The 20,630-nt window shown below is 72.9% G+C and carries 19 protein-coding genes; 7 read left to right on the top strand and 12 right to left on the bottom strand.

What is annotated here, in order from left to right; all coding sequences use genetic code 11:
* Positions 1–40 precede the first annotated feature (40 nt).
* The 8 genes from AB0I22_RS03220 to AB0I22_RS03255 all read right to left on the bottom strand — a co-directional run bounded on the left by AB0I22_RS03220 (position 41) and on the right by AB0I22_RS03255 (position 10,459).
* Positions 41–2,191 carry a glycosyltransferase gene (locus tag AB0I22_RS03220; protein WP_363128872.1) on the bottom strand — a complete coding sequence of 717 codons (2,151 nt, stop codon included), beginning with the start codon at positions 2,189–2,191 and terminating at the stop codon, positions 41–43.
* 152 nt (positions 2,192–2,343) lie between these two features.
* Positions 2,344–3,975: an ABC transporter ATP-binding protein gene (locus AB0I22_RS03225; protein ID WP_363128873.1), complete on the bottom strand. Its 1,632-nt coding sequence runs from the start codon at positions 3,973–3,975 to the stop codon at positions 2,344–2,346.
* Entirely contained in the window at positions 3,972–4,961 is a 990-nt protein-coding gene (locus AB0I22_RS03230; protein WP_363128874.1) for an ABC transporter permease, read from the bottom strand. The genes AB0I22_RS03225 and AB0I22_RS03230 overlap by 4 nt, the downstream gene beginning before the upstream one ends.
* Positions 4,958–5,980 carry an ABC transporter permease gene (locus AB0I22_RS03235; protein WP_363128875.1) on the bottom strand — a complete coding sequence of 341 codons (1,023 nt, stop codon included), beginning with the start codon at positions 5,978–5,980 and terminating at the stop codon, positions 4,958–4,960. The genes AB0I22_RS03230 and AB0I22_RS03235 overlap by 4 nt, the downstream gene beginning before the upstream one ends.
* The gene (locus AB0I22_RS03240; RefSeq protein WP_363128876.1) at positions 5,977–7,719 is read right to left on the bottom strand and encodes an ABC transporter substrate-binding protein; all 1,743 of its coding nucleotides are present in this window, start codon (positions 7,717–7,719) and stop codon (positions 5,977–5,979) included. The genes AB0I22_RS03235 and AB0I22_RS03240 overlap by 4 nt, the downstream gene beginning before the upstream one ends.
* Positions 7,720–7,881: 162 nt before the next feature.
* The gene (locus AB0I22_RS03245) at positions 7,882–7,974 is read right to left on the bottom strand and encodes an Ms4533A family Cys-rich leader peptide (RefSeq protein WP_342668325.1); all 93 of its coding nucleotides are present in this window, start codon (positions 7,972–7,974) and stop codon (positions 7,882–7,884) included.
* An 81-nt stretch (positions 7,975–8,055) separates the two neighbouring features.
* Complete coding sequence (locus AB0I22_RS03250; RefSeq protein ID WP_363128877.1) at positions 8,056–9,510, bottom strand: DUF3152 domain-containing protein; 1,455 nt, start codon at positions 9,508–9,510, stop codon at positions 8,056–8,058.
* A complete protein-coding gene (locus AB0I22_RS03255) occupies positions 9,461–10,459 on the bottom strand; it encodes an alpha/beta fold hydrolase (protein WP_363128878.1) in 999 nt (332 codons plus the stop codon). The genes AB0I22_RS03250 and AB0I22_RS03255 overlap by 50 nt, the downstream gene beginning before the upstream one ends.
* A gap of 152 nt (positions 10,460–10,611) precedes the next feature.
* On the opposite strand from AB0I22_RS03255, the gene AB0I22_RS03260 reads away from it, so the two are divergent.
* The 4 genes from AB0I22_RS03260 to AB0I22_RS03275 all read left to right on the top strand — a co-directional run bounded on the left by AB0I22_RS03260 (position 10,612) and on the right by AB0I22_RS03275 (position 12,525).
* Positions 10,612–10,857, top strand: coding sequence for a hypothetical protein (locus AB0I22_RS03260; RefSeq protein ID WP_363128879.1), 246 nt, complete (start codon positions 10,612–10,614; stop codon positions 10,855–10,857).
* A 171-nt stretch (positions 10,858–11,028) separates the two neighbouring features.
* On the top strand, positions 11,029–11,667 hold the full coding sequence (locus AB0I22_RS03265; protein ID WP_363128880.1) for a TetR/AcrR family transcriptional regulator: 639 nt from the start codon (positions 11,029–11,031) through the stop codon (positions 11,665–11,667).
* A 151-nt stretch (positions 11,668–11,818) separates the two neighbouring features.
* Positions 11,819–12,046 carry a DUF3107 domain-containing protein gene (locus AB0I22_RS03270; protein ID WP_363128881.1) on the top strand — a complete coding sequence of 76 codons (228 nt, stop codon included), beginning with the start codon at positions 11,819–11,821 and terminating at the stop codon, positions 12,044–12,046.
* 209 nt (positions 12,047–12,255) lie between these two features.
* The gene (locus AB0I22_RS03275) at positions 12,256–12,525 is read left to right on the top strand and encodes a hypothetical protein (protein WP_363128882.1); all 270 of its coding nucleotides are present in this window, start codon (positions 12,256–12,258) and stop codon (positions 12,523–12,525) included.
* Positions 12,526–12,741: 216 nt separating this feature from the next.
* Here the strand turns inward: AB0I22_RS03275 and AB0I22_RS03280 are convergent, their stop codons facing one another.
* Entirely contained in the window at positions 12,742–13,479 is a 738-nt protein-coding gene (locus tag AB0I22_RS03280) for a ferritin-like fold-containing protein (protein WP_363128883.1), read from the bottom strand.
* 494 nt (positions 13,480–13,973) lie between these two features.
* Here AB0I22_RS03280 and AB0I22_RS03285 point away from each other — a divergent pair, with 494 nt between their 5' ends.
* Positions 13,974–16,463: a DEAD/DEAH box helicase gene (locus AB0I22_RS03285; protein WP_363128884.1), complete on the top strand. Its 2,490-nt coding sequence runs from the start codon at positions 13,974–13,976 to the stop codon at positions 16,461–16,463.
* 139 nt (positions 16,464–16,602) lie between these two features.
* Positions 16,603–17,460 (top strand): alpha/beta hydrolase, encoded by an 858-nt coding sequence (locus AB0I22_RS03290; protein ID WP_363128885.1) that lies wholly within the window; start codon positions 16,603–16,605, stop codon positions 17,458–17,460.
* Between the two features lie 48 nt (positions 17,461–17,508).
* On the opposite strand, the gene AB0I22_RS03295 is transcribed toward AB0I22_RS03290, so the two are convergent.
* Entirely contained in the window at positions 17,509–18,459 is a 951-nt protein-coding gene (locus AB0I22_RS03295; RefSeq protein WP_363128886.1) for an NYN domain-containing protein, read from the bottom strand.
* Between the two features lie 204 nt (positions 18,460–18,663).
* Between AB0I22_RS03295 and AB0I22_RS03300 the strand changes: the two genes are divergently transcribed.
* Positions 18,664–18,816, top strand: coding sequence for a hypothetical protein (locus AB0I22_RS03300; protein ID WP_268974256.1), 153 nt, complete (start codon positions 18,664–18,666; stop codon positions 18,814–18,816).
* Between the two features lie 162 nt (positions 18,817–18,978).
* Here the strand turns inward: AB0I22_RS03300 and AB0I22_RS03305 are convergent, their stop codons facing one another.
* Complete coding sequence (locus AB0I22_RS03305) at positions 18,979–19,587, bottom strand: MarC family protein (RefSeq protein WP_363128887.1); 609 nt, start codon at positions 19,585–19,587, stop codon at positions 18,979–18,981.
* A 148-nt stretch (positions 19,588–19,735) separates the two neighbouring features.
* Positions 19,736–20,611, bottom strand: a complete 876-nt coding sequence (locus AB0I22_RS03310; protein ID WP_363128888.1) for a PHP domain-containing protein — start codon at positions 20,609–20,611, stop codon at positions 19,736–19,738.
* Between the last annotated feature and the right edge of the window lie 19 nt (positions 20,612–20,630).

The raw sequence follows: 20,630 nt of genomic DNA on the forward strand, positions 1-20,630 counted from the left end.
ACAGCCGTGCCGTCCGGCGGCGTCGTCATACGGGTCTGTTTCACGCGTCCTCCTCGAACCGGCGGGACGGCTCGGGCCCGCGAGCCGCGCCGGGCCCGCGAGCCGACTCGGAACGGCGAACCGACTCGGGCCGGCAAGCCGACGCACCCACCGCTTCGGCCGCCCCCGGCCCTCGGTCCAGCGCGTCCGCCGACGCCCCCTCGCACCCGGCCGCACCCCGAGCCCAGCCGGGCACGTGCGCCGCGCTCTCGTCGGCCGCCGGCTGCCGCGTCCGGACCGCCGTGCCGCTCCCCGGCAGCCACTGCCGGAAGCGGGCGGTGCGCCCAGAGACGGAGGCCGACGCCGACCAGTGGCCCGGGACGTGGGTCTCGGCGGGACGGGCGAAGGGGAGGGGCTGGCCGTCGGCGCCCACGGACGCGCCGCGTACCGGGCAGTGGGCGACGAGTTCCAGGTAGATGCCGTGGAAGGCGGCGGTGTTCCGCTCGGCGGTGAAGAGTTCCAGGGCACGGGCGCGAGCCGCGGCGCCGAGGCGGGCGCGGCGCTCGGGGGCGCGCAGCAGGTCGACGCAGGCTTCGGCGAGGGCGTGCGGATCGCGGGGCGGGACCACCAGGCCCGTGCCGCCGATGACTTCGCGGACCGCGCCGACGTCCGTGGAGACTGTGGCCCGGCCTCGGAACATCGCCTCAGCGAGGGGGAACGGGAAACCCTCCGCGACGCTGGACAGGACGACGACGCTGCCCGCCGCGCACGAGTCGGCCAGGAGCGCGGGCCCGGGGCCGTCCGGCTCCTCGAAGGAGACCGTGCCCTCGTCGGGGAAGAGCTCGGCGGCGAGCGCCCGGCAGCGTCCCAGATAGGCCGTCGCCCCCCGCTCCGGCGCCGGGGCGCCGACGATGCGCAGCCGGGCGTCCGGCTCGGACGCGCGGATCAGCGCGAAGGCGTGCAGGAGGCCGACGAGGTCCTTGGCGGGGGCGATCCGGCCGGTCCACAGGAGAGTCCGGCCGTCGTCGTCCGCGCCGCCCTCCCCCACCTCGGCGTAGGGGCGCGCGTCCAGGCCGGGGTGCACGGTGCGCACGCGGGCGCGGTCCGCGCCGCAGCGCTCCTGCCAGCGCCGGGCGTGCGCGTCGCCGCAGGTGATGAGCGCGGCGGCGGCGTACACCTCGGCGGCCAGCAGCCCGTGGAAGGCGGCGAGCAGAGACCGCGCGGCCGGTGCCTGGCCGCCTGGCGCGGACGAGGGGGTGAGGTAGTGGGCGCGCAGCCGCACGTCGTGCTCGGTGACGAGCAGCGGCGTACCGAAGAAGCGTTTGGCCAGGAGTCCGGGGAGGGCGACGGCCCCTCCGGTGGTCGCGTGGCACAGGTCGACTCCGGCGAGCCCCCGGTCGCCGCCGCGTCCCCCATCACCGTCGGGCCCCCCGTACCAGTCGAGCGAGAGGGGGCGCAGGGCGCGTTCCAGCAGCGCCGTGGTGGTGAGCAGGTCGCCGACGTGCGCGCCGTGCGCGCGGCCGGTCGCGCCCGGCGCGTGGCAGGCGGCTTCGAGGAGGCGTACGGCGTCCTCCGAGCGGAGGGCGCGGGACAGTCCGCCCGCGTCACGGGCCAGTTCGGCGAGGCCGTAGAGGCCACTGGCGAAACGGTCCGCCAGCCACGTGGAGCCCCCAGAACCGCCGGGACGACCGGCACCGCCGAGACGGTCAGGACCACCGGGACTGCCAGGACCTCGCGAACCGCGAAGCCCGTGAGCGCCGCCATCATCACCGGGCTCGCCAGCGCCGCCGGCCCCCTCGCCGTTCACGGAAGCCCCGAAGGCGGCAGCGGCGGAGGCCGCCCCGACAGCGGCCGCGAGTTCCCCGAAGTGCTCCGCGAACCGGCGGCGTTCGCGCCGTCCGTACGGCCGGGAAGCCCCCATGGCGGCCGCCGGTCGGCCCGACAGTGATGCCGTACGGACCCGGCCCACGCGACCGGGCCGGTCTCCGGCCGAGGCGGCGGCCCCCCGCGAGGCGGTGCCCCTCAGCGCAGAGACGCCGCCGACACCGGGAACGCCGGAGGCCCCGGAATCCCCAGAAACCCCGAGGGCATCCGAAATCTCGAAGATCTCGAAGTCGTGCCGCGCGAGCCCGCGTACGAGCCGGTCGCACCACTCCGGCCCCTCACCACCCGGATGCGGATATCCACCCTCCGTAAGCAGTCCAACGCGCACGAGCGCACCCCCGTCCTCCCCTTGGGCAGCCGCCGAACGGCAGCGAGTGCACGCTATGCGGGGCCGCGGGTGGCGCGACGGACGGTTGTCCATCGCGCCACCGGAAGGGGTGAACAGGCGTAACTTTCCCGGCGGTGGGGCGTTTGGGGGCGCTACACGGCGGCCTCGACCGGCGCCAGGGACGGCGCCGCGGCCAGCAGGCCCCGGGTGTACGGGTGCCGCGGCTCGTCGTAGACCGCGTCCGCCGGACCCTCCTCGACGATGCGGCCGTCCTTCATGACGACGACACGGTCACTCACCTGGCGTACTACGGCGAGGTCGTGCGCGATGAAGACGAGCGCGATCCCCGTCTCCCGCTGCACGTCTCCCAGCAACTCGACCACCTGGGCCTGCGTGGTGACGTCGAGCGCCGAGACGGCCTCGTCGCAGACGATCAGCTTCGGCTCGGGTGCCAGCGCCCGCGCGATGCCGACGCGCTGCCGCTGGCCGCCGCTGAACTCGTGCGGGTAGCGGTGGTACGCGTCCGGGTCCAGCCCCACCCGGGCGAGCAACTGCCGTACGCGCTCGACGATCTCACTACCCGTCAGTTCCCCGGCCGTACGCAGCGGGTCGGCGATCGACTCGCCGATGCCGCGCCGGGGATTGAGCGAGGAGACGGGGTCCTGGAAGACCATCTGCACCTCGCCGCGGAAGCCGCGCAGTTCGCGCTCGCGCAGACCGCCGATGTCCTGCCCCCGGTACCGCAGCGCGCCGCCGGAGGGTTCCAGCAGCCGTACGAGCATCCGGCCCAGCGTCGTCTTGCCGCTGCCGGACTCCCCGACGACGCCCACGGTCTCCCCCGGCCGAATGGTCAGCGAGACCTCGTCCACGGCCGTGACGGCGCGCTTCCCGCGCCCGAACTCCCTTCTCAGCGCCGTCGCTTCGAGCAGCGGCTCCCCATCGACCGACGCCGCCCCTTCGCTCGCCCGCCGCACGTCGAGACGCGGCACCGCGGCCAGCAGCGCCCGCGTGTAGCCCTCGCGCGGCCCGTCCAGCACCGCCCGCGCCGGGCCGTGCTCGACCCCGCGCCCCTCCTTCATGACGAGCAGTTCGTCGACGTTGCCGGCCGCCACCCCGAGGTCGTGCGTGACCAGGAGCAGCCCCATGCCGGTCTCCGCGCGCAGTTCCCGCAGCAGGCCGAGGATCTGCGCCTGCACGGTCACGTCCAGGGCCGTCGTCGGCTCGTCGGCGACGAGCAGGCGCGGCTCGCAGGCCAGCGCCATGGCGATCAGCGCGCGCTGGCGCATGCCGCCGCTGAACTCGTGCGGGCGGGCGCGGGCCCGTCGCTCGGCGTCCGGGATGCCGACGCGGTCGAGCACCTCGACGGCGCGCGCCCGCGCGGCCCGCCGCGACGCACCGCGCCGGTGCACGCGGTACACCTCGGCGATCTGGTCGCCGATCGCGGCGTAGGGGTCGAGGGAGGAGAGCGGGTCCTGGAAGACCATGGCCGCCACCGGGCCGCGCAGGGCGCGCAGTTCGGCGTCCCCGGCGGCGAGCACGTCGCGGCCCGCGACCCGTACCGCGCCCGTGACCTCGGCGCCGGTGCCCCGGTGCAGTCCGAGCAGCCCGTACGCGACGGTGCTCTTGCCGGAGCCGGACTCGCCGACGATGCCGAGGGCGCCGCCGGGCGGCATGGTGAAGGAGAGGCCGTCGACGGCCCGTACGGCCGCGCCCTGTCCCACGGGGAAGGCGACGGAGAGGTCCGCGACCTCCACCAGCGGCTCGGGGATGTCGCGAGGGCTCATGCGAGGACCACCCTTCGGTCGGCGACGGCGTACAGCATGTCCGCCACGATGTTGGCGACGACGACGGCCGCGCCCGTGACCAGCACGACGCCCACCACGACCGGCAGGTCGATGGTCCGGGTGGCGTGCACGAGCAGCTGCCCGAGCCCTGGCAGCCCGAAGAGCGTCTCGGTCAGGACGGCGTTGCCGAACATCGAGCCGAGGTCGAGCGCGGTGAGTGCGATGACCGGCGGCAGCGCGCCGCGCAGCGCGTGCTTGCCGACGATGGTCCGCTCGGCGACCCCGTACGCCCGGAACGTACGGATGTGGTCCTCGGCGAGCGTCTCCAGCATCGAACTGCGCGTCAGCCGCGCGTATTTGGCGGACTCGATGAGGGCGAGCGCCGTCCATGGCAGCAGCAGGTTCCAGGCCCACTGCTCGGGGTCCTCGGTCAGCGCCACGTAGGAGGGGAAGGGCAGCCAGCCCAGGTACGCGCAGAAGAGCATGAGCAGCAGCAGCCCGATGATGAAGACGGGCGTGGCGGTGCCGGCCAGGGTCAGCCAGGTCAGCACCCGCTCGGTCGCGCCGCCGCGGCGCAGCGCGGAGAGCAGCCCGCTGCCGACGCCGAGCAGCAGCCACAGCACCATGGCGCCGAGCGCGAGCGAGGCGGTGACGGGCAGCCGCTGCGCGATGAGGTCGGTGACCTGCTGGTCGTTCTGGTAGGAGAGGCCGAAGCAGGGGGCGTCGCAGTGCAGTACGCCCGTGCCGGTGGAGTAGTCGTGGCCGGCGACGAGCCCTTGCAGGAAGTGCCAGTACTGCACGTACACGGGGTCGCCGAGGGCCAGTTGCTCGCGGACCTGGCGGATCTGTTCGGGGTTGCAGCGCGGTCCGCAGGCGAGCCGGGCGGGGTCGCCGGGGGCGATGTAGAAGAGCGCGTAGATGACGAGCGAGAGGGCGAAGAGCACGATGACCGCGCCGATGGCCCTGCGCAGCAGGTAGCCCCTCATGCGGGAGTCTCCTTCTTCCGCCGGACCGGCCGGGCCGTGCGTCCCGCGCGCCCCGTCCGGCCGACCCTCAGCCGGGACGCGGCGCGCGGGTCGAGGGCCGTGCGCAGCCCGTCGCCGAGGACCGTGAAGGCGAGCACGGTGATGAACAGGAGGAGCGCCGGGAGGAGTACGTACATGGGGTCGGCGCGGAACCAGGTGGTCGCGGTGGACAGCATCTGCCCCCAGGAGGGGGTGGGCGGCGTGACGCCGACGCCCAGGAAGGACATTCCGGCCTCGGTGACGATGTTGGTGGGCAGCAGGATCGCGGCGTAGGTGATGACGGGCGCGGCGAGCGCGGGCAGCAGTTCGCGGCGGGCGACGCGCAGCCGCGAGGCGCCGCCGAGCCGGGCCGCGGCGACGTAGTCGAGTTTCTTGAGGGTGAGGGTCTGGGCCCGTACGATCCGCGCGGTGCCGCCCCAGGCCAGCAGCCCGATGACGATGACGAGCAGCACCGGGCGCGGGAAGGAGGACGGCACGACGGCGGTGACGCCGATGGCGAAGACGAGCATGGGCAGCGCCACCATCACGTCGCTGAAGTGGCTGAGGACGCTGTCCACGAGCCGGTTGCCGAGCCCGGCGGCCAGCCCGACCGCGACGCCGATGAAGACCTGGACGAGCGTGGCTCCGGCGGCGACGGCGAGCGAGACGCGGGCGCCGTAGAGGAGCCGTACGAACAGGTCGCGGCCGGTGCCCGGTTCGACGCCCAGCCAGTGGTCGCCGCTGACCCCGCCGTACGAGCCGAGGGGCACCCCGCCGCGCGCGGAGTCGACGAGGTGGTCGTGGTAGGCGTTGACGTCCTGGCCCTCCAGGGCGCCGAGCAGCGGGGCGGCGAGCGCGAGGACGACCAGCAGGGCGAGGACGGCGGCGGCGATCAGCGCGGATTTACGGGCCCGCAGCCGCCGCCATACCTGATGGGCGCCGGAGGGCGGGGCCGGTGGCGCGGCTGCCGCGGGCCGCTCTTCGAGAGTCCCGGCGCTCACTTGACCGCGACCTGGGAGATGTCGAGGACGCCGGTCCAGTCGCTGATCACGATGTTCTTGGCGTCCTTGCCGTAGAGCCGCTTGTAGACGGGGTGGAACAGCGGGACGGTCAGGGCCTGTTCGCCGATCTTCTTGTCGAGGGCACCCCAGCGCTTCGCGGCGGCGTCGTGGTCGGTGATCTTGTTGATCTCGTCGATCTCGTCGTTGACCGCGGGGTCGTCCAGGCGGGCCGAGTTGAAGTTGGCGCCGTCCTCCACGATCTGCCGGCCGTCGAAGATCGGCGCGAGGAACGGGCCGCCGGAGGGCCAGTCCGCTCCCCAGTGGCCGAGGAAGAGGCCGGGCTGGGTCTTGGTCGAGTGCACCCGCTGCTTGTAGTCGTTGTCCTCCAGCCCCTGGAGCTTGACGGCGATCCCGGCCTTCTTGAACCCGGCCTGGAGCGCGGTCGCGATCTCGGGGCTGGCCTCGAAGTCCTGGGCGGTGGAGTGGGTGAGGGTGATGCTCAGCGGCCCCTTGGAGGCGCCCTGCCCGTATCCGGCCTCCTTCAGCAGCTCGCGCGCCTTGTCGGGGTCGCCGGTCTTCCCGGCCGGGAAGTGGTCGTACGGGGTATAGCCGAGGGCCTTCTGGTTCGGCAGGAAGGTGGTGGCGGCCTCGGCGAGCGAGGAGCCGCCCGCGGCGTTGACGACGCTGGTGCGGTTGACCGCGTACGAGATCGCCTGGCGCACCTTCGGGTCGTCGAACGGCTTGGTCCGCGGGTTGAAGGCGAGGTAGTTCGTATAGCCGAAGTGGCCGGTGCCGACCCGGTCCGCGAGCTGCTTGTCGCCGCTGACCTGGGCGAGTTCGGCCGGGCCGAGGTTGGTGTCGGTGGTGATGGCGGCGGCGTCCGGGCCGGTTCCGGTGGACAGCCGCTGGTTGATGACGGCGGGGTCCAGCCCCGACTTCACGTCGATCCGGTCGGGGTAGGCGTGCCGCTGACCGTCGGTCTTCGCGGACCAGTGGGGGTTGCGTTCCAGCAGCAGCCGCTCGCCGTCGCCGGTGCTGCGGACGACCTTGTACGGGCCGGAGGAGACGGGGTGCTCCTCGTACTTGGTGCCGGTGTCCTTGGCCTTGGGGACCGGTGTGAACTGCGTCTGCGTGGCGAGGTAGGGGAAGTCGCCCTCGGGCTTCTTGAGGTGGAAGACGATGGTCTTCGCGTCCGGCGTCTCGATGGACTTGAGCCCCTCGCCGCTCTTGTCCTTGTAGGGCCCCTGGTAGTGCTCGCCGCCGACCAGCCAGTCCCTCAAGTAGGGCGCTCCGCCGGAGAGTTCACCGGCGAAGGAGCGCTCGATGCCGTATTTGACGTCGGCGGTGGTGATCGGCGAACCGTCCTCGTAGGCGAGGCCGTCCTTGAGCTTGTACGTCCAGACCTTGGCGTCCTCGCTGGGCGTGCCGAGGTCCGTGGCGAGGTCGGGGACGACCTTGGTGCCGGCGGCGCCGTCCGCGCGGTTGCGGGTGGTGAGGGTGCGGAAGACGAGGGAGGGGATGTTGCCGCCGCCGGAGGTGTAGAGGCGGGCCGGGTCGAAGTCCTTCTGCGGTTCGCGGTTGAGGACGGTGAGCGTGCCGCCCTGCTTCGGGGCGCCGGCCGCGCCTCCGCTCTTGGCGTCGCCGGCCTCCTTGGGGCCGCAGGCGGCCACACCCCCGACGAGGGCGATTCCGACGGCGGCGGCGGCCGCGCGGCGCGATATGAGGGGCAGTTGACGCATGGCTGAGGACGCCTTTCGAAAGGTGGCGGCACGAAGCACCCACGGAAGGCGGCAGGGAGGAGCCCGTATGCGGTGGCCGGGCGCTGGACCGCCCCCGGCGGGCACTCGGAGATCAGGGAGTGAGACGCGGGGGAAAGCGTGAAGGCTTGAAAAAGCGCGGTCTCAGCGACAGAGAATGTCGGCGATCGCATGCGCGGCCACGCCGATCAGCGCCAGCTCGAAGCCGGCGTCATCGGGGGCATGGCGATGCGACATGCGGAGAATCCTGGACGAATATCCGTTCGCTGGCAAAAACGTCCCAGGATCAGAGACTTCCGGTATCACCCATTGAGATCGTCACCCTTCGGGGTGCGGCCAGGGGTTGGCCCGGCAAGTCGCGCCGTCCAGCGTCAGGAACTTCGTCTGCTGCATCATCACGGGCGCGAGCGCGCCCTGCTTCGGGCAGGTCTCGTGGTTGCGCCCGAGCCGGTGCCCGACCTCGTGGTTGATCAGCATCTGCCGGTAGGCGTGCATCTTGTCGTCGCCGTAGGTCACCGCGCCGCGCGCCCACCGGTAGGCGTTGATCATCACGCGCTCGGTGGCCGCCGAGTCGCACGAGACGTTGTCCTGGGTGGTGTCCAGGCCCGACTTCGCGCACCACTTCGCGGTGGTACCGGGGCTGGCCAGGCTGATCACGAAGTCCGCGTGGCCGGACGAGACCCGCTCGAAGGTCCGCCGGCCGCCGTGTGCCCAGCTCCGGTCGTCGTTCAGGGTCTTCTGCACGGCCTCGGCGAACAGCGCGCCGTTCAGCCCGAGCCCCTTCTCCACGTCCACCCGGTAGCGCAGCACCTCGCCCTTGCCGGGCGCCTTGTCGTGCCCCGGCACCGGCTCGAACTCCCCGGACGCCTGGAGCTTCGCGTCCAGCGGGAACACCTGCGCCATCTGGACGTCGTACGCGGCGTGGTTCTCGACCGTGCCCGGCGGGGGCGCCGGCCGGCTCTTCGTGCGGGGTGCGGCGTCCGTGTGCTGCCGCTCGGAGCCGCCCGCCGCCCGCGTGGCGCCGCCCTTGCCGTCCTGGTGGTGCGTGACCTGCCCGGAGACCACGACGGCCAGGACCGCCGTGACGGCCGCGGCGGCGACGCCGGTGAGCGTCCGGGCGAGGCCGCCCTTGGCCGCGCCCGTGCGCCGCTCCGGGGCCCGGCTCGCCGGCGCCTCCTGACCGGCGGGCACCGGCGGGACCGTGGGTCCGACGATCGGCCCGGCGGGTCTCGCGTCGTCCTTCACCTGGTCGGGCGCTCCTGCGGCGAACACATCGTCCTCGTTTCGCCGGCGGCCCCCATCGCGCGGGCGGTCCCCGTCGCGCCGGTGGTCCTCATGGTCGAAGGTGTCGAAAGCGTCGATGAACTCCTGGCGCGGGCTCGGCACCAGGCCGGCCGCCATCGGGCCCTGCGCCCGCGGTTCCGGCCGCGCGGCCCGGGGCCTGCCGAAGGCGGAGAAGTCCTGCTCGCCGCCGCGCTGGTGCGACTCGTCGGCGGGCTCACCGGCCTGACGGCCGATCACCCCCCAGCCGCCGCCGGGTTCACGGGCCTCCGGGTGGCCGGCGGGGCCCTCGTCCAGCCCGCGCGGCGACGGCGACGGCGCGCCGCCCGTCTCGGTCTCGTTCCGGGACGCGCGGCGGCGGCGCCCCGTCCCGGGGGCGGCGGGCGCCGCCGGCCGCGGGGTGTCCGCCGCCTGCCCGGCCTCCGTGCCGCGCGCGCTGTGTTTACCCACGGGGCGCCCCGTCCCCTCCCATGTCGCGTGCGTGCCGCGCATCGACGTCGTCCAGCAGTTCCTCGAAGGCCCGCGCCACTGTCTCCGGCTCCTCCATCATCGCGACGTGTCCCGCTTCGACGAGCTCCAGCAGCCGCGAGTCCCGGAAGGACCGGCTCGCCCGGCGTGCCATGCGGAAGCCGACCAATTGGTCCCGCATGCCGTAAACGAGCAGAGTGGGCGCGAGGACTCGCTCCGCCTGCCGCCACAGGGAATGCTGCCCGCCGAGGGTATAGGCGTCGACGATGCCACGCGCCGAACGCATCATCACATCCCAGAAATAAGGAAGCCCGAGCCGCCGCTCGTACTCGGCGACCGCGTCCTCGAAGGTCTCCGTCGAGACCCGCCCCGGGTCGCCGTAGCAGAGCGCGAGCACGTCGCGGGTGCGCCGCTCCGGCGTCCAGTCCCTGGTCGCGCGGACGAAGAGCGGCACCATCCCCGGCACCGCCAGCAGCGCCGTGGGCACGGCGGTGCGCTGCGGGCGCAGCTCGGGCAGCGCGGGCGAGATGAGCGTGGCCGTACGGACCAGGTCCGGCCGCACCGCCGCGACGCGGGTGGCGACGGCGCCGCCCAACGAGTTCCCGACCAGGTGCACCGGGCCGCGCTCGCTCGCGTCGAGGTAGCGGATGACGGCCCGCGCCTGTCCGGTGACGGAGTAGTCGCCGTCGTCCGGCGGCGGGGAGTGGCCGAACCCCGGCAGGTCGAGGGCCTCGCCGTCCACCCGGTGCGCGAGCCGCGCCATCAGGTCGGACCAGTTCTGCGACGAGCCGCCGAGCCCGTGCACGTACAGGGCGGGCGCCAGACCCTCGGCCAGAGGCGGCCGGGAACGGACGACCAGGGTGAGGCCGGGCAGGGTCACGGTCCGCAGCGCCTCCCCCGCGCCGCTTCGGACAGAACCCCCGGGCGGCACCGTGGGGACGGTGCGGGCATCCGGCGACTCGGTCGAAGACATGCGGGCAATGTTACGAGACGATCACGCCGCGAGCTCGTGTGTGCGCCGTCACAGATCGCGTGGCGGCGCGGACGCGCCTCTCCTAGGCTCGGAGGCAGGGCGCACGCCCGGCGGCCCGTGTGAAGGGCGCGCGCCCGGGAAAGGGGCCCACCATGCCTGTAGACCCGACCCACCCGGACACTTTCGACGACTACGCCGAGGACACCGACGGCGGCGGCGCTTCCGGCGCGTCGGAGATCGACGTCGAGGCCCCCGAAGCCGACACCGCCGAGCAGCGCGCCGACCTCACGCCCCACCGCGACGAACCCCTGAGCGGTGTCGACACCGACACGGCCGACGCCGGGGACGCGGCCGAGCAGGCCCGCGTGGTCGACGCCGACGAGGACGACTACCGGTGACGGGGCGACTACGAATGAGAAAGGAGCTTTGTCGGCAATCTCCGCTTTATCGATCTCGCACTGTGCTCAGAGCGTGAAATTCTCCGCCCGGACCGCGCGCCGGCGTGTTACCCAAAAGTACGATGGCGAGCGCGGTGCACACCGTGCATGGAATGGATCTTGGGAGGCGGCGTGACAGCCATCGAGCAGACCGAGGCGCGCCCGCGGGGCACACGCCTGCCGCGCCGGGCCCGACGCAATCAGCTCCTGGGCGCGGCCCAGGAGGTATTCGTCGCACAGGGCTACCACGCGGCGGCGATGGACGACATCGCCGAGCGTGCCGGTGTCAGCAAGCCCGTCCTCTACCAGCACTTCCCCGGCAAGCTGGACCTCTACCTGGCCCTGCTGGACCAGCACTGCGAGGCCCTGCTGCACGCCGTGCGCACGGCCCTCGCCTCCACGAGCGACAACAAGCTGCGCGTCGCCGCGACGATGGACGCCTACTTCGCGTACGTGGAGGAGGAGGGCGGCGCGTTCCGGCTCGTCTTCGAGTCCGACCTGACGAACGAGCCCGCGGTGCGCGAGCGCGTCGACAAGGTGTCGCTGGAGTGCGCGGAGGCGATCTGCGCCGTCATCGCCGAGGACACCGGCCTCTCCAAGGACGAGTCGATGCTGCTGGCCGTGGGCCTCGGCGGCGTCTCCCAGGTCGTCGCCCGCTACTGGCTCTCCAGCGGCAGCACGGTGCCGCGCGACACCGCTGTGCAACTGCTCACGTCGCTGGCCTGGCGCGGCATCGCCGGCTTCCCGCTGCACGGCACGGACGGGGCCTGAGCCTCCTGGGCGCGGGACGGCCCGGCCGCTGATCGTCTGTTCGCTGCGGGCGTGCGGCCCGCGCCCCGCCACATGCCCGTACCGGGCTAATGTGTGCTGCGTACGGCGCGGCTGACCGCGCACCCAACTGACCGTCGGAGGGACAAAAGCCGTGGAGGTCAAGATCGGCGTGCAGCACGCGCCCCGCGAGATCGTTCTGGAGAGCGGGCAGTCTGCCGAGGAGGTCGAGCGCGCGGTGTCCGAGGCGCTGGGCGGCAAGGCGCAGCTGCTGAGCCTCATGGACGAGCACGGACGCAAGATCCTGGTGCCGGCCGAGCGACTCGCGTACGTCGAGATCGGCGAGCCGACCGCCCGCAAGGTCGGTTTCAGCGCGCTCTGATCAGCGTTCGGCGTTTCGACGGCGGGGCCCCGGTGGGAATCACCGGGGCCCCGCCGTTGTCGTCACCAGTACAAGCACCGCCGCGGAGACGTCTTCACGGACTCCCGGAGGTGGGAGAGCGGTAGAGGGTTGTTCGATATGGCCCTTGGGTAAGACCGGCTACGACCGATTTGCACTTGCGCTTCGGCCGTAGCGGGAGGGATCGCACCATGATTTTCCTGGAAGCGTTCGGCTCAGTCCTCATTGGCTTCGCCATGGCCTTGGCCGCCGTACGGCGCCTGCCGGACCGTTTCCCCTCGCGCCCCCTCACCCTCGGCACGGGACCGGTCGGGGCACTCTTCGGCACGCTGCTCGCGCACGCGGTCCTCGGCCCCGGTCACGCCATCGCGACGCTCATCGCGGGAGCCGCGCTCGGCGTGGCCCTGCTGTCGCTGCTCCTGCGCCCCGCGAGCCGCGTCCGCCGATCAGTGACGGCCTGAAGGACCGGACGGCCGCCCGGCCGGCCCTGACGCCCGTTCGACCGGCGCGCGGGGCCCGTCAGCGCGTCGGTCGCCCTCACGTCCACGGCTCCTACCGGGGCCGGGCGCGTACCGGCGCCGAGGCCGCCGGACCGGCCGACCCCCGACACCGTGATGCCGGGAGGTCGTGATGCCGGGAGGCCGTCGTGCCGCGAGGCCGTCGCGTCGACAGTCCCGTCAGGCGGCGAGGCCGAGTGCGGCCATGCGCTTGGTGTGGGCCTCCGTGATGCGGGAGAACATCTTGCCGACCTCAGCGAGGTCGAAGCCGTCGGCGACCCCGCCCACGAGCATCGTCGAGAGCGCGTCGCGGTCCGCGACGACCCGCTGCGCCTGCGAGAGCGCCTCGCCCATCAGCCGCCGGGCCCACAGCGCGAGCCGCCCGCCGACCCGCGGCTCGGCCTCGATCGCGGCCCGCACCTTCTCGACCGCGAACGTCGCGTGCCCGGTGTCGTCCAGCACGGTCAGCACCAGGCCGCGCGTGTCGGAGTCGAGCCGGGCCGCCACCTCCCGGTAGAAGTCGCTGGCGATCGAGTCGCCGACGTACGCCTTGACCAAGCCCTCCAGCCAGTCGGACGGCGCGGTCTGGCGGTGGAACTCGTCCAGCGCGGCGGCGAACGGCTCCATCGCCCCGGTGGGCTCGGCGTCGATGGCCGTCAGCCGGTCCCGCAGCCGCTGGAAGTGCTGGAACTCGGCGGACGCCATCTTCGCCAGCTCCGCCTTGTCGTCGAGGGAGGGCGCCAGCTTCGCGTCCTCCGCGAGGCGCTCGAAGGCGGCCAGCTCGCCGTAGGCGAGCGCGCCCAGCAGATCGACGACCGCGGCCTTGTACTGCGGTTCTGCGGATGCCTCGGCCCAGTCCTGGGCAGCGATTCCGGTGTGTTCTTCGGCGGCGGCAGCGGCGTTGTCAGGCGTCTCCATGGTCCGCACAATAGCCCGCTCGTCAGGAGAGGGAACCCCCTGGTCAGCCACGTGTGCCACACTCGTACAAAGGTTTGCCCCAACACATATGCACGATTCCGGGGTACAGTGGTATTGCGCCTGCCGAGTATCGGCGGGCCGTCCCTATGCTGTGTCTTCCGGAAGCAAGCCTCCCGGACTCCAGCGGATGCCCGGTCGGTGGCCCGATCGGCTTCCACCCGACCGCCCCTCAGCGCGGCGCGTACGAGCTGTACGCACGCCAAGCAGGGAACCGCTCGCGGCACGTGCGCACGAGCGAAGGCAGTGGTCCCGCGTCATCCGGCCCCTCCACGGCCGGCCGAGTACCCGGCGCGGTACGACCCCCTTCGCCGCCTCGCTCCGCGTCTCACAGAAGAGGCAAGATTCTGTCCACTTTCCGAGACCTCGGGATTCTTTCCGAGACGGCCGAGGCCCTTGAGGCCGTCGGCATCGTGTCCCCCTTCCCCATCCAGGAAATGACGCTCCCGGTCGCCCTCAGCGGCTCCGACGTCATCGGCCAGGCCAAGACCGGCACCGGCAAGACGCTGGGCTTCGGCCTGCCGCTGCTGGAGCGCGTCACCGTCCCCGCGGACGTCGAGGCGGGCCGGGCCACGCCCGGGCAGCTGACCGACGCCCCGCAGGCGCTCGTGGTCGTCCCCACCCGCGAGCTCTGCCAGCAGGTCACCAACGACCTGCTGACCGCCGGCAAGGTCCGTAACGTGCGCGTTCTCGCCATCTACGGCGGCCGCGCCTACGAGCCCCAGGTCGAGGCCCTCAAGAAGGGCGTCGACGTGATCGTCGGCACGCCGGGCCGGCTGCTGGACCTCGCGGGCCAGAAGAAGCTCGACCTCTCGCACGTCAAGGCGCTCGTCCTGGACGAGGCCGACGAGATGCTCGACCTGGGCTTCCTGCCCGACGTCGAGCGGATCATCACCATGCTGCCGGTGAAGCGCCAGACGATGCTGTTCTCGGCGACCATGCCGGGCGCGGTCATCGGCCTCGCCCGCCGCTACATGTCGCAGCCCACGCACATCCGCGCCACGTCGCCGGACGACGAGGGCCAGACCGTCCGCAACACCACGCAGCACGTCTTCCGCGCCCACTCCATGGACAAGCCAGAGCTGGTTTCGCGCATCCTCCAGGCCGACGGCCGGGGGCTCGCGATGGTCTTCTGCCGTACGAAGCGCACGGCCGCCGACATCGCCGACCAGCTCGCGCGGCGCGGCTTCGCGTCCGGCGCGGTCCACGGCGACCTCGGCCAGGGCGCCCGCGAGCAGGCGCTGCGCGCCTTCCGCAACGGCAAGGTCGACGTGCTGGTCTGCACCGACGTCGCCGCCCGCGGCATCGACGTCGACAACGTGACGCATGTCATCAACTACCAGTCCCCCGAGGACGAGAAGACCTATCTGCACCGCATCGGCCGTACGGGCCGCGCGGGCAAGTCCGGCACGGCGGTCACCCTGGTCGACTGGGACGACATCCCGCGCTGGAAGCTGATCAACAAGGCGCTGGACCTGCCGTTCGACGAGCCGGAGGAGACCTACTCCACCTCCGAGCACCTCTACGAGCTGCTGTCCATCCCCCAGGGCACCAAGGGGATACTGCCGCGCGCCGAGCGCACGCGGGCCGGGCTGGCGGCCGAGGAGATCGAGGACCTCGGCGAGACGGGCGGCCGTGGTCGCGGCCGCAAGCCCGCCACGGCGGCGCCCGTCGTGACGGAGGAGCGCCCGGCGCGGAACCGCACCCCGCGGCAGCGCCGCCGCACGCGCGGCGGCTCGACGACGGACGCGGAGGCCACGGCATCGCCCGTGACCCCTGTGACCGCCGAGACTGCCGAAACCGCCCAGGAAGCCGTCGCCGAGGGCGCGCCCAAGACTCCCCGGACGCCGCGCCGCCGTCGCCGCACCCGCAACGGCTCGGGCGGTTCCGCGGCGGCAGCGCCGCAGGCCACGACCGCCGCTCCGGCCGCTCCGGCCGCTCCGGCAGCGAGCACCACCACTGCGGAGGCCCCGAAGGCCGCACACGCCGCGGACACGGTGACCGCGAAGAGTGCGCACGCCGCGACCACCGCGGACGCTGTAGCGGCCAAGCCCGTCAGCGCCGCACGGCCCACCTCCGCACGGCCCGCTGCCGGTTCCGCCGCCGTCGAGGCGGCCGTGGTCAAGCCGCGCCGCCGTGCGCGCGTCGCCAAGCCGGCGGTGGACGAGCCGTCCTTCATCACCGTCGAGAGCACGATCGCGAGCATGGCCGCCGAGGCGGAGTCGAACTCCACCGCCAAGGCGAAGCGCACGCGGTCCGCGAAGCCGAAGGCCGAGGCGGCCGAGACCACCGTCGCCGCAGCCGAGGGCGCGGACGCGGCCGCCGAGACCCCGGCCAAGCCGAAGCGCACCCGCGCCACGAAGCCCAAGGCCGCCGAGGCAGCCGTGGCAAGCGACGAGGTCAAGCCCAAGCGCCGCGCCACCAGGGCCGAGACCGCCGTGGCGACGGCTGAGGGCACGGACGCGGCGGCTGAGGCCCCCGCGAAGCCGAAGCGCACCCGCACCACGAAGCCCAAGGCCGCCGAGGCAGCCGTGGACACGGCGGAGGCCGCCGCCGAAGCCCCCGCGAAGCCCAAGCGCACCCGCGCCGCCAAGCCCAAGGCCGCCGACGCGGCCGAGGCCGCCGTGGACAGCGCCGAGGCCAAGCCCAAGCGCGCCCGCACCACCAAGGCCAAGGCCGCCGAGGGCACGGACGCCGCCGCCGAGGCTCCCGAGAAGCCGAAGCGCACGCGCACGGCCAAGCCGAAGGCCGACGTGGTAGAGGGCTCGGTCGAGGGCGCCGTAAAGGGCGCCGAGGCCAAGCCGAAGCGCCGCACGACGCGGGCCGCGAAGCCGGTGGCCGATGACGGCGCGGACGCGACCGCCGAAGCCCCCGTCAAGCCGAAGCGCACCCGCGCCGCCAAGCCCAAGGCGGCGACCGAAGGCTGACCCGCCGGCACGGCGACGCCGAAGGCCCGTATCCCCGAACAAGTACGCCGGGGAGCGGGCCTTCGCCGTGTTCGCGGCCCTCGCCCCTTGGGCGGCGGCTGCCTGACGGCGGCAGCGGGGCGGCGGATAGCCTCAGGGCATGAGCAGGCCGCCGATACTCACCTTGCCCGCGTGCGCCCGTGCGTACCGACTGAAGACCGAGCGCGGCGCGTTCGCCGTGTGCGACGCGCGCCCCCCGTCGGCCGAGCCGCGGGCCACCGCCCTGCTCGTCCCCGGATTCACCGGCAGCAAAGAGGACTTCAACGCGCTGCTGGAGCCCTTGGCGCAGGCCGGGTTCCGGGTCGTGTCCGTCGACGGCAGGGGCCAGTACGAGAGCGAGGGCCCGGCCGACGAGACCGCGTACGGGCTGGACGAGCTGGCGGCGGACGTCCACGCGCAGGCCGCGGCGCTCGGCGACGGTCCGGTGCATCTGCTCGGCCACTCCCTCGGCGGGCTGATCACGCGCGCAGCGGTGCTGCGCGACGCGTCCCCGTTCCGGTCGCTGACCATCATGAGCAGCGGCCCGGCCGCCGTTTCGGCGGAGCAGCAGGCTCGTACGAAGCTGCTCATCGACGCCCTGTCCACGCGGGACAAGGAGGCGGTGTGGCAGGCGATGCGCGCCATGGACGCCGAGAACGCGGCGGACGCCGGGACTCCGCCGGCCCTGGACGAGTTTCTGCACCGTCGCTGGATCGGCACCGAAGCCGCTCAACTCATCGGTACGGGGCGGCAGTTGATCAGTGAGCCGGACCGGGTGGCGGAGCTGGCGGCGGTGGCGCTGCCGAAGCACGTGGTGTCCGGCGCGGTCGACTACGCCTGGCCGGTGCCGCTGATGGACGAGATGGCCGAGCGGCTGTCGGCGCGCCGCACGGTGATCGAGGGGGCGGAGCACTCCCCCAACGCGGAGCGTCCGAAGGAGACGGCGGCGGCGCTGGCGGCGTTCTGGTCGCGGCACTGAGCCCGCGGGCTCGTTCGACGCGGCGGGACGGCCTGTGAGGGCACCAGGTCAGTACTGGGCCTGAAGGTGTCCCCAGAAGCCGTCCCGCAGGGCGCGGCGCAGGTCGGCGTGGCCCCGTAGCGAGAGCCCGAGCAGTCCCTCCGCCTCCACCAGCAGCTCCTGGTCGACGGGGCCCGGCAGGTAGGGGTGGCCGGGCAGCAGCTCGGCGAGGGATTCGCGACCGCGTTCACCGAGCCACCGCGCCGCGACCTGCGCGCCCACGAACCGCACCTCGTCACGGCTGGGCGCCGGCCCGTCGCCGCCCCCGGCGCCCGGGGCCGGATCGGCGTACGGCTCCTGCGGGCACGTGCCCGCACGCCGCACCACGTACGGCTTGCAGAAGTCGAGGTCGAACGTGCGCTGGCTGTCGACCTCCCACAGCAGGGGGTCGGCCTGGTTGCGCCCGCAGGCGGCCTCGATGCCCCACAGGTGCACCCGCGCGCCGTAGCCCTGCGCGGCCTCGACGGCCGAGACCAGGTCCTCGTCGCCGCCGATGAGGGCGGCGTCGCTGATGGCGCGGTGCCGGGCGAGCGACTCCAGGTCGGTGCGGATGAGCGAGTCGACGCCCTTCTGCTGGTTGTTGGCGTTGAGGTTGCCGAGCCGCACCTTGACGTCGGGGAGCTCGGCGATGCGCTGCTGCTCGGCGGTGTGGATGCGGCGGCGGGCCCCGTCGTACCAGTAGACGCGGAGCAGCCGGCTGTCGGCGAAGATCGTGCGCGCCTTGTCGATGAAGGCTTCGATCAGCCCTTCCGCGTCGAGCTCGAAGGCGCGCCGGTCCTCGGTGCCGGCGATGAGTCTGCCCGCGGCGGCGTAGACATAGCCGGCGTCCACGAAGATCGCGTGCGTGGAGGGGGTGGTCGCCACTTCGGCGAGTACGCGCGTGAGCAGCTCATTGGCGCGTTCGATGCCGGTGGCGATCGTGGTGAGGTCGATGGGCCCCGAGGGCTTGGCGTCGTTCATACCCGCCTCATTGTCCGGGGGTCCGCTCGGCAGGCACAACCGGCCACTTCACCAGCAAATACTTAGGCTCCCGAAAATTTTCTTTAGCGTAGGGAATCTTTTCATACTGCACCTCGTTGTACCCACCAGGAACGGGGCGCACAGCTGCGCCGCGCACCACTACTCATCAGTTCTCCTCAGGAGGATCAGACGAAGGGAGAAGCCATGCGCTTCGAGATCATGCGACTGGACGATGTGGACGGCAGCGCCGTCGACAGCACCGTCGTGGACGCCGCCTCCGTCAATCGGATCGTGCAGCAGGCCGCAGCGATCGGCCAGCGCATCTATATCCGTCCGGCCGACACTGCGGCCCGGTAACGCCTTACGCAGCACATATATAACACCGATACAACGCCGAGCGCCCCGTACAAGAAGGTACGGGGCGCTTCGTGGTCTCCGGGGCGGGCACGGAGACCCACACACCTCATGACGCGGCGTACGGGCGCGCGGCCCGGTCGGCCGCACGGCGCCGTGCACGGCCTACGCGGCGCCGTTCACGACCTGGGTGACGCCGTTGATGATCTGCTGCACCGCGAGCGCGGAGAGCATCATGCCGGCGAGCCGCGTCACCAGCACCACACCGCCGTCCTTGATCACGCGGATGATCAGCAGCGAATAGCGCATCACCAGCCACAGCACCACGTGCATCGCCGCGATGGCGGCCCAGACGGAGATCTGCTCGCCGACGCCGTTCGCGTGCTGCACGGCGAGGATCACCGAGACGATCGCGCCGGGCCCGGCCAGCAGCGGCATGCCCAGCGGCACCAGCGCGACGTTGACGTCCTTCGTCTGCGTCGGCTGCTCGGACTTCCCGGTCAGCAGGCTGAGCGCGACGAGCAGCAGCAGCAGCCCGCCCGCGATCATCAGCGCGGGCGGCGTGATGTGCAGCCGGCCCAGGATCTGGTGGCCGAAGAGGCCGAAGACGGCGATGACGCCGAACGCGACGGTGGCCGCCTGCCAGGCCATCTTGCGCTGGATCTTGGCGGGGCGGCCGGAGGTGAGGGCGAGGAAGATGGGCGTGATGCCGGGCGGGTCCATGATCACAAATAGCGTGACAAAAAGGGATCCGAAGACAGCGAAGTCGAACACAGTGATGGCCTTGCACGAGGTGGTACGAGTGAGAGGGGGGAGGTATGGGAGCGCGGACAGCGCTACGGGCCCACGGCGGCGCTACGGGCCGCCTGCCGTACGTACGGACGTGGCTTGCGGACGCTGCTTACGGACCCGGCGGGGTGGCTCAGCCGCCCGCGCCGGGCACGGGGAAAGCGCCGGTCGCGCGGCGCGTGATCTCGCCGTAGATCTCCGGGTCGGTCGTGAACTCGCCGAGTTCACACGCCTTGCGGCTGCCGTGGTAGTCGCTGGAACCGGTGGTCAGCAGCCCGAGGTCGGCGGCGAGCCCGCGCAGCCGGGCGCGGGTCGGCTCGTCGTGGTCCATGTGGTCGACCTCGATGCCGTCGAGGCCGGCCGCGGCCAGCTCGGCGATCGCGCTCTCCGGTACGCACCGGCCGCGCTTGACGGCCATCGGGTGCGCGAAGACGGTGACGCCGCCGGCGGCCTTGACCAGGCGGATGGCGTCGAAGGGGTCGAACTCGTACTTGTCGACGTAGGCGCGCCCGTCGTTGGCGATCCACTGCGGCGTGAAGGCGTCGGAGACGCTGTCGACGACGCCCAGCTCGACGAGGGCCGCGGCCACATGCGGCCGCCCGACGGCCCCGTCGCCGGCGATCGCCGCCACCCTCTCCCAGGTGATCGGGACGCCGAGCTCCTGGAGCTTGACGACCATGCCCTGGGCGCGGGGCACCCGGCCGTCGCGTACGAGCTCGCGCCCGCGCCACAGCTCGGGCTCCCGAGGATCGAAGAGGTAGGCGAGCATGTGCATGCCGATGCCGTCGCCGTCCGGCGACTCGGGCGCCCAGCGGCAGGACAGCTCGGCGCCGGTGACCAGGGTCAGCCCGGCGGGCAGCGCCGCGACGGCCTCCGCGTAGCCGCCGACGCTGTCGTGATCGGTCAGCGCCACGACGTCCAGCCCGGCCGCGGCGGCGTTGCGCACCAGTTCGGCGGGGGTGTCCATGCCGTCCGAGGCCGTGGAGTGGGTGTGCAGGTCGATGCGCACGGCACGGCTCCAGACTCGG

Source organism: Streptomyces sp. NPDC050610 (assembly GCF_040654875.1).
GTDB lineage: Bacteria > Actinomycetota > Actinomycetes > Streptomycetales > Streptomycetaceae > Streptomyces.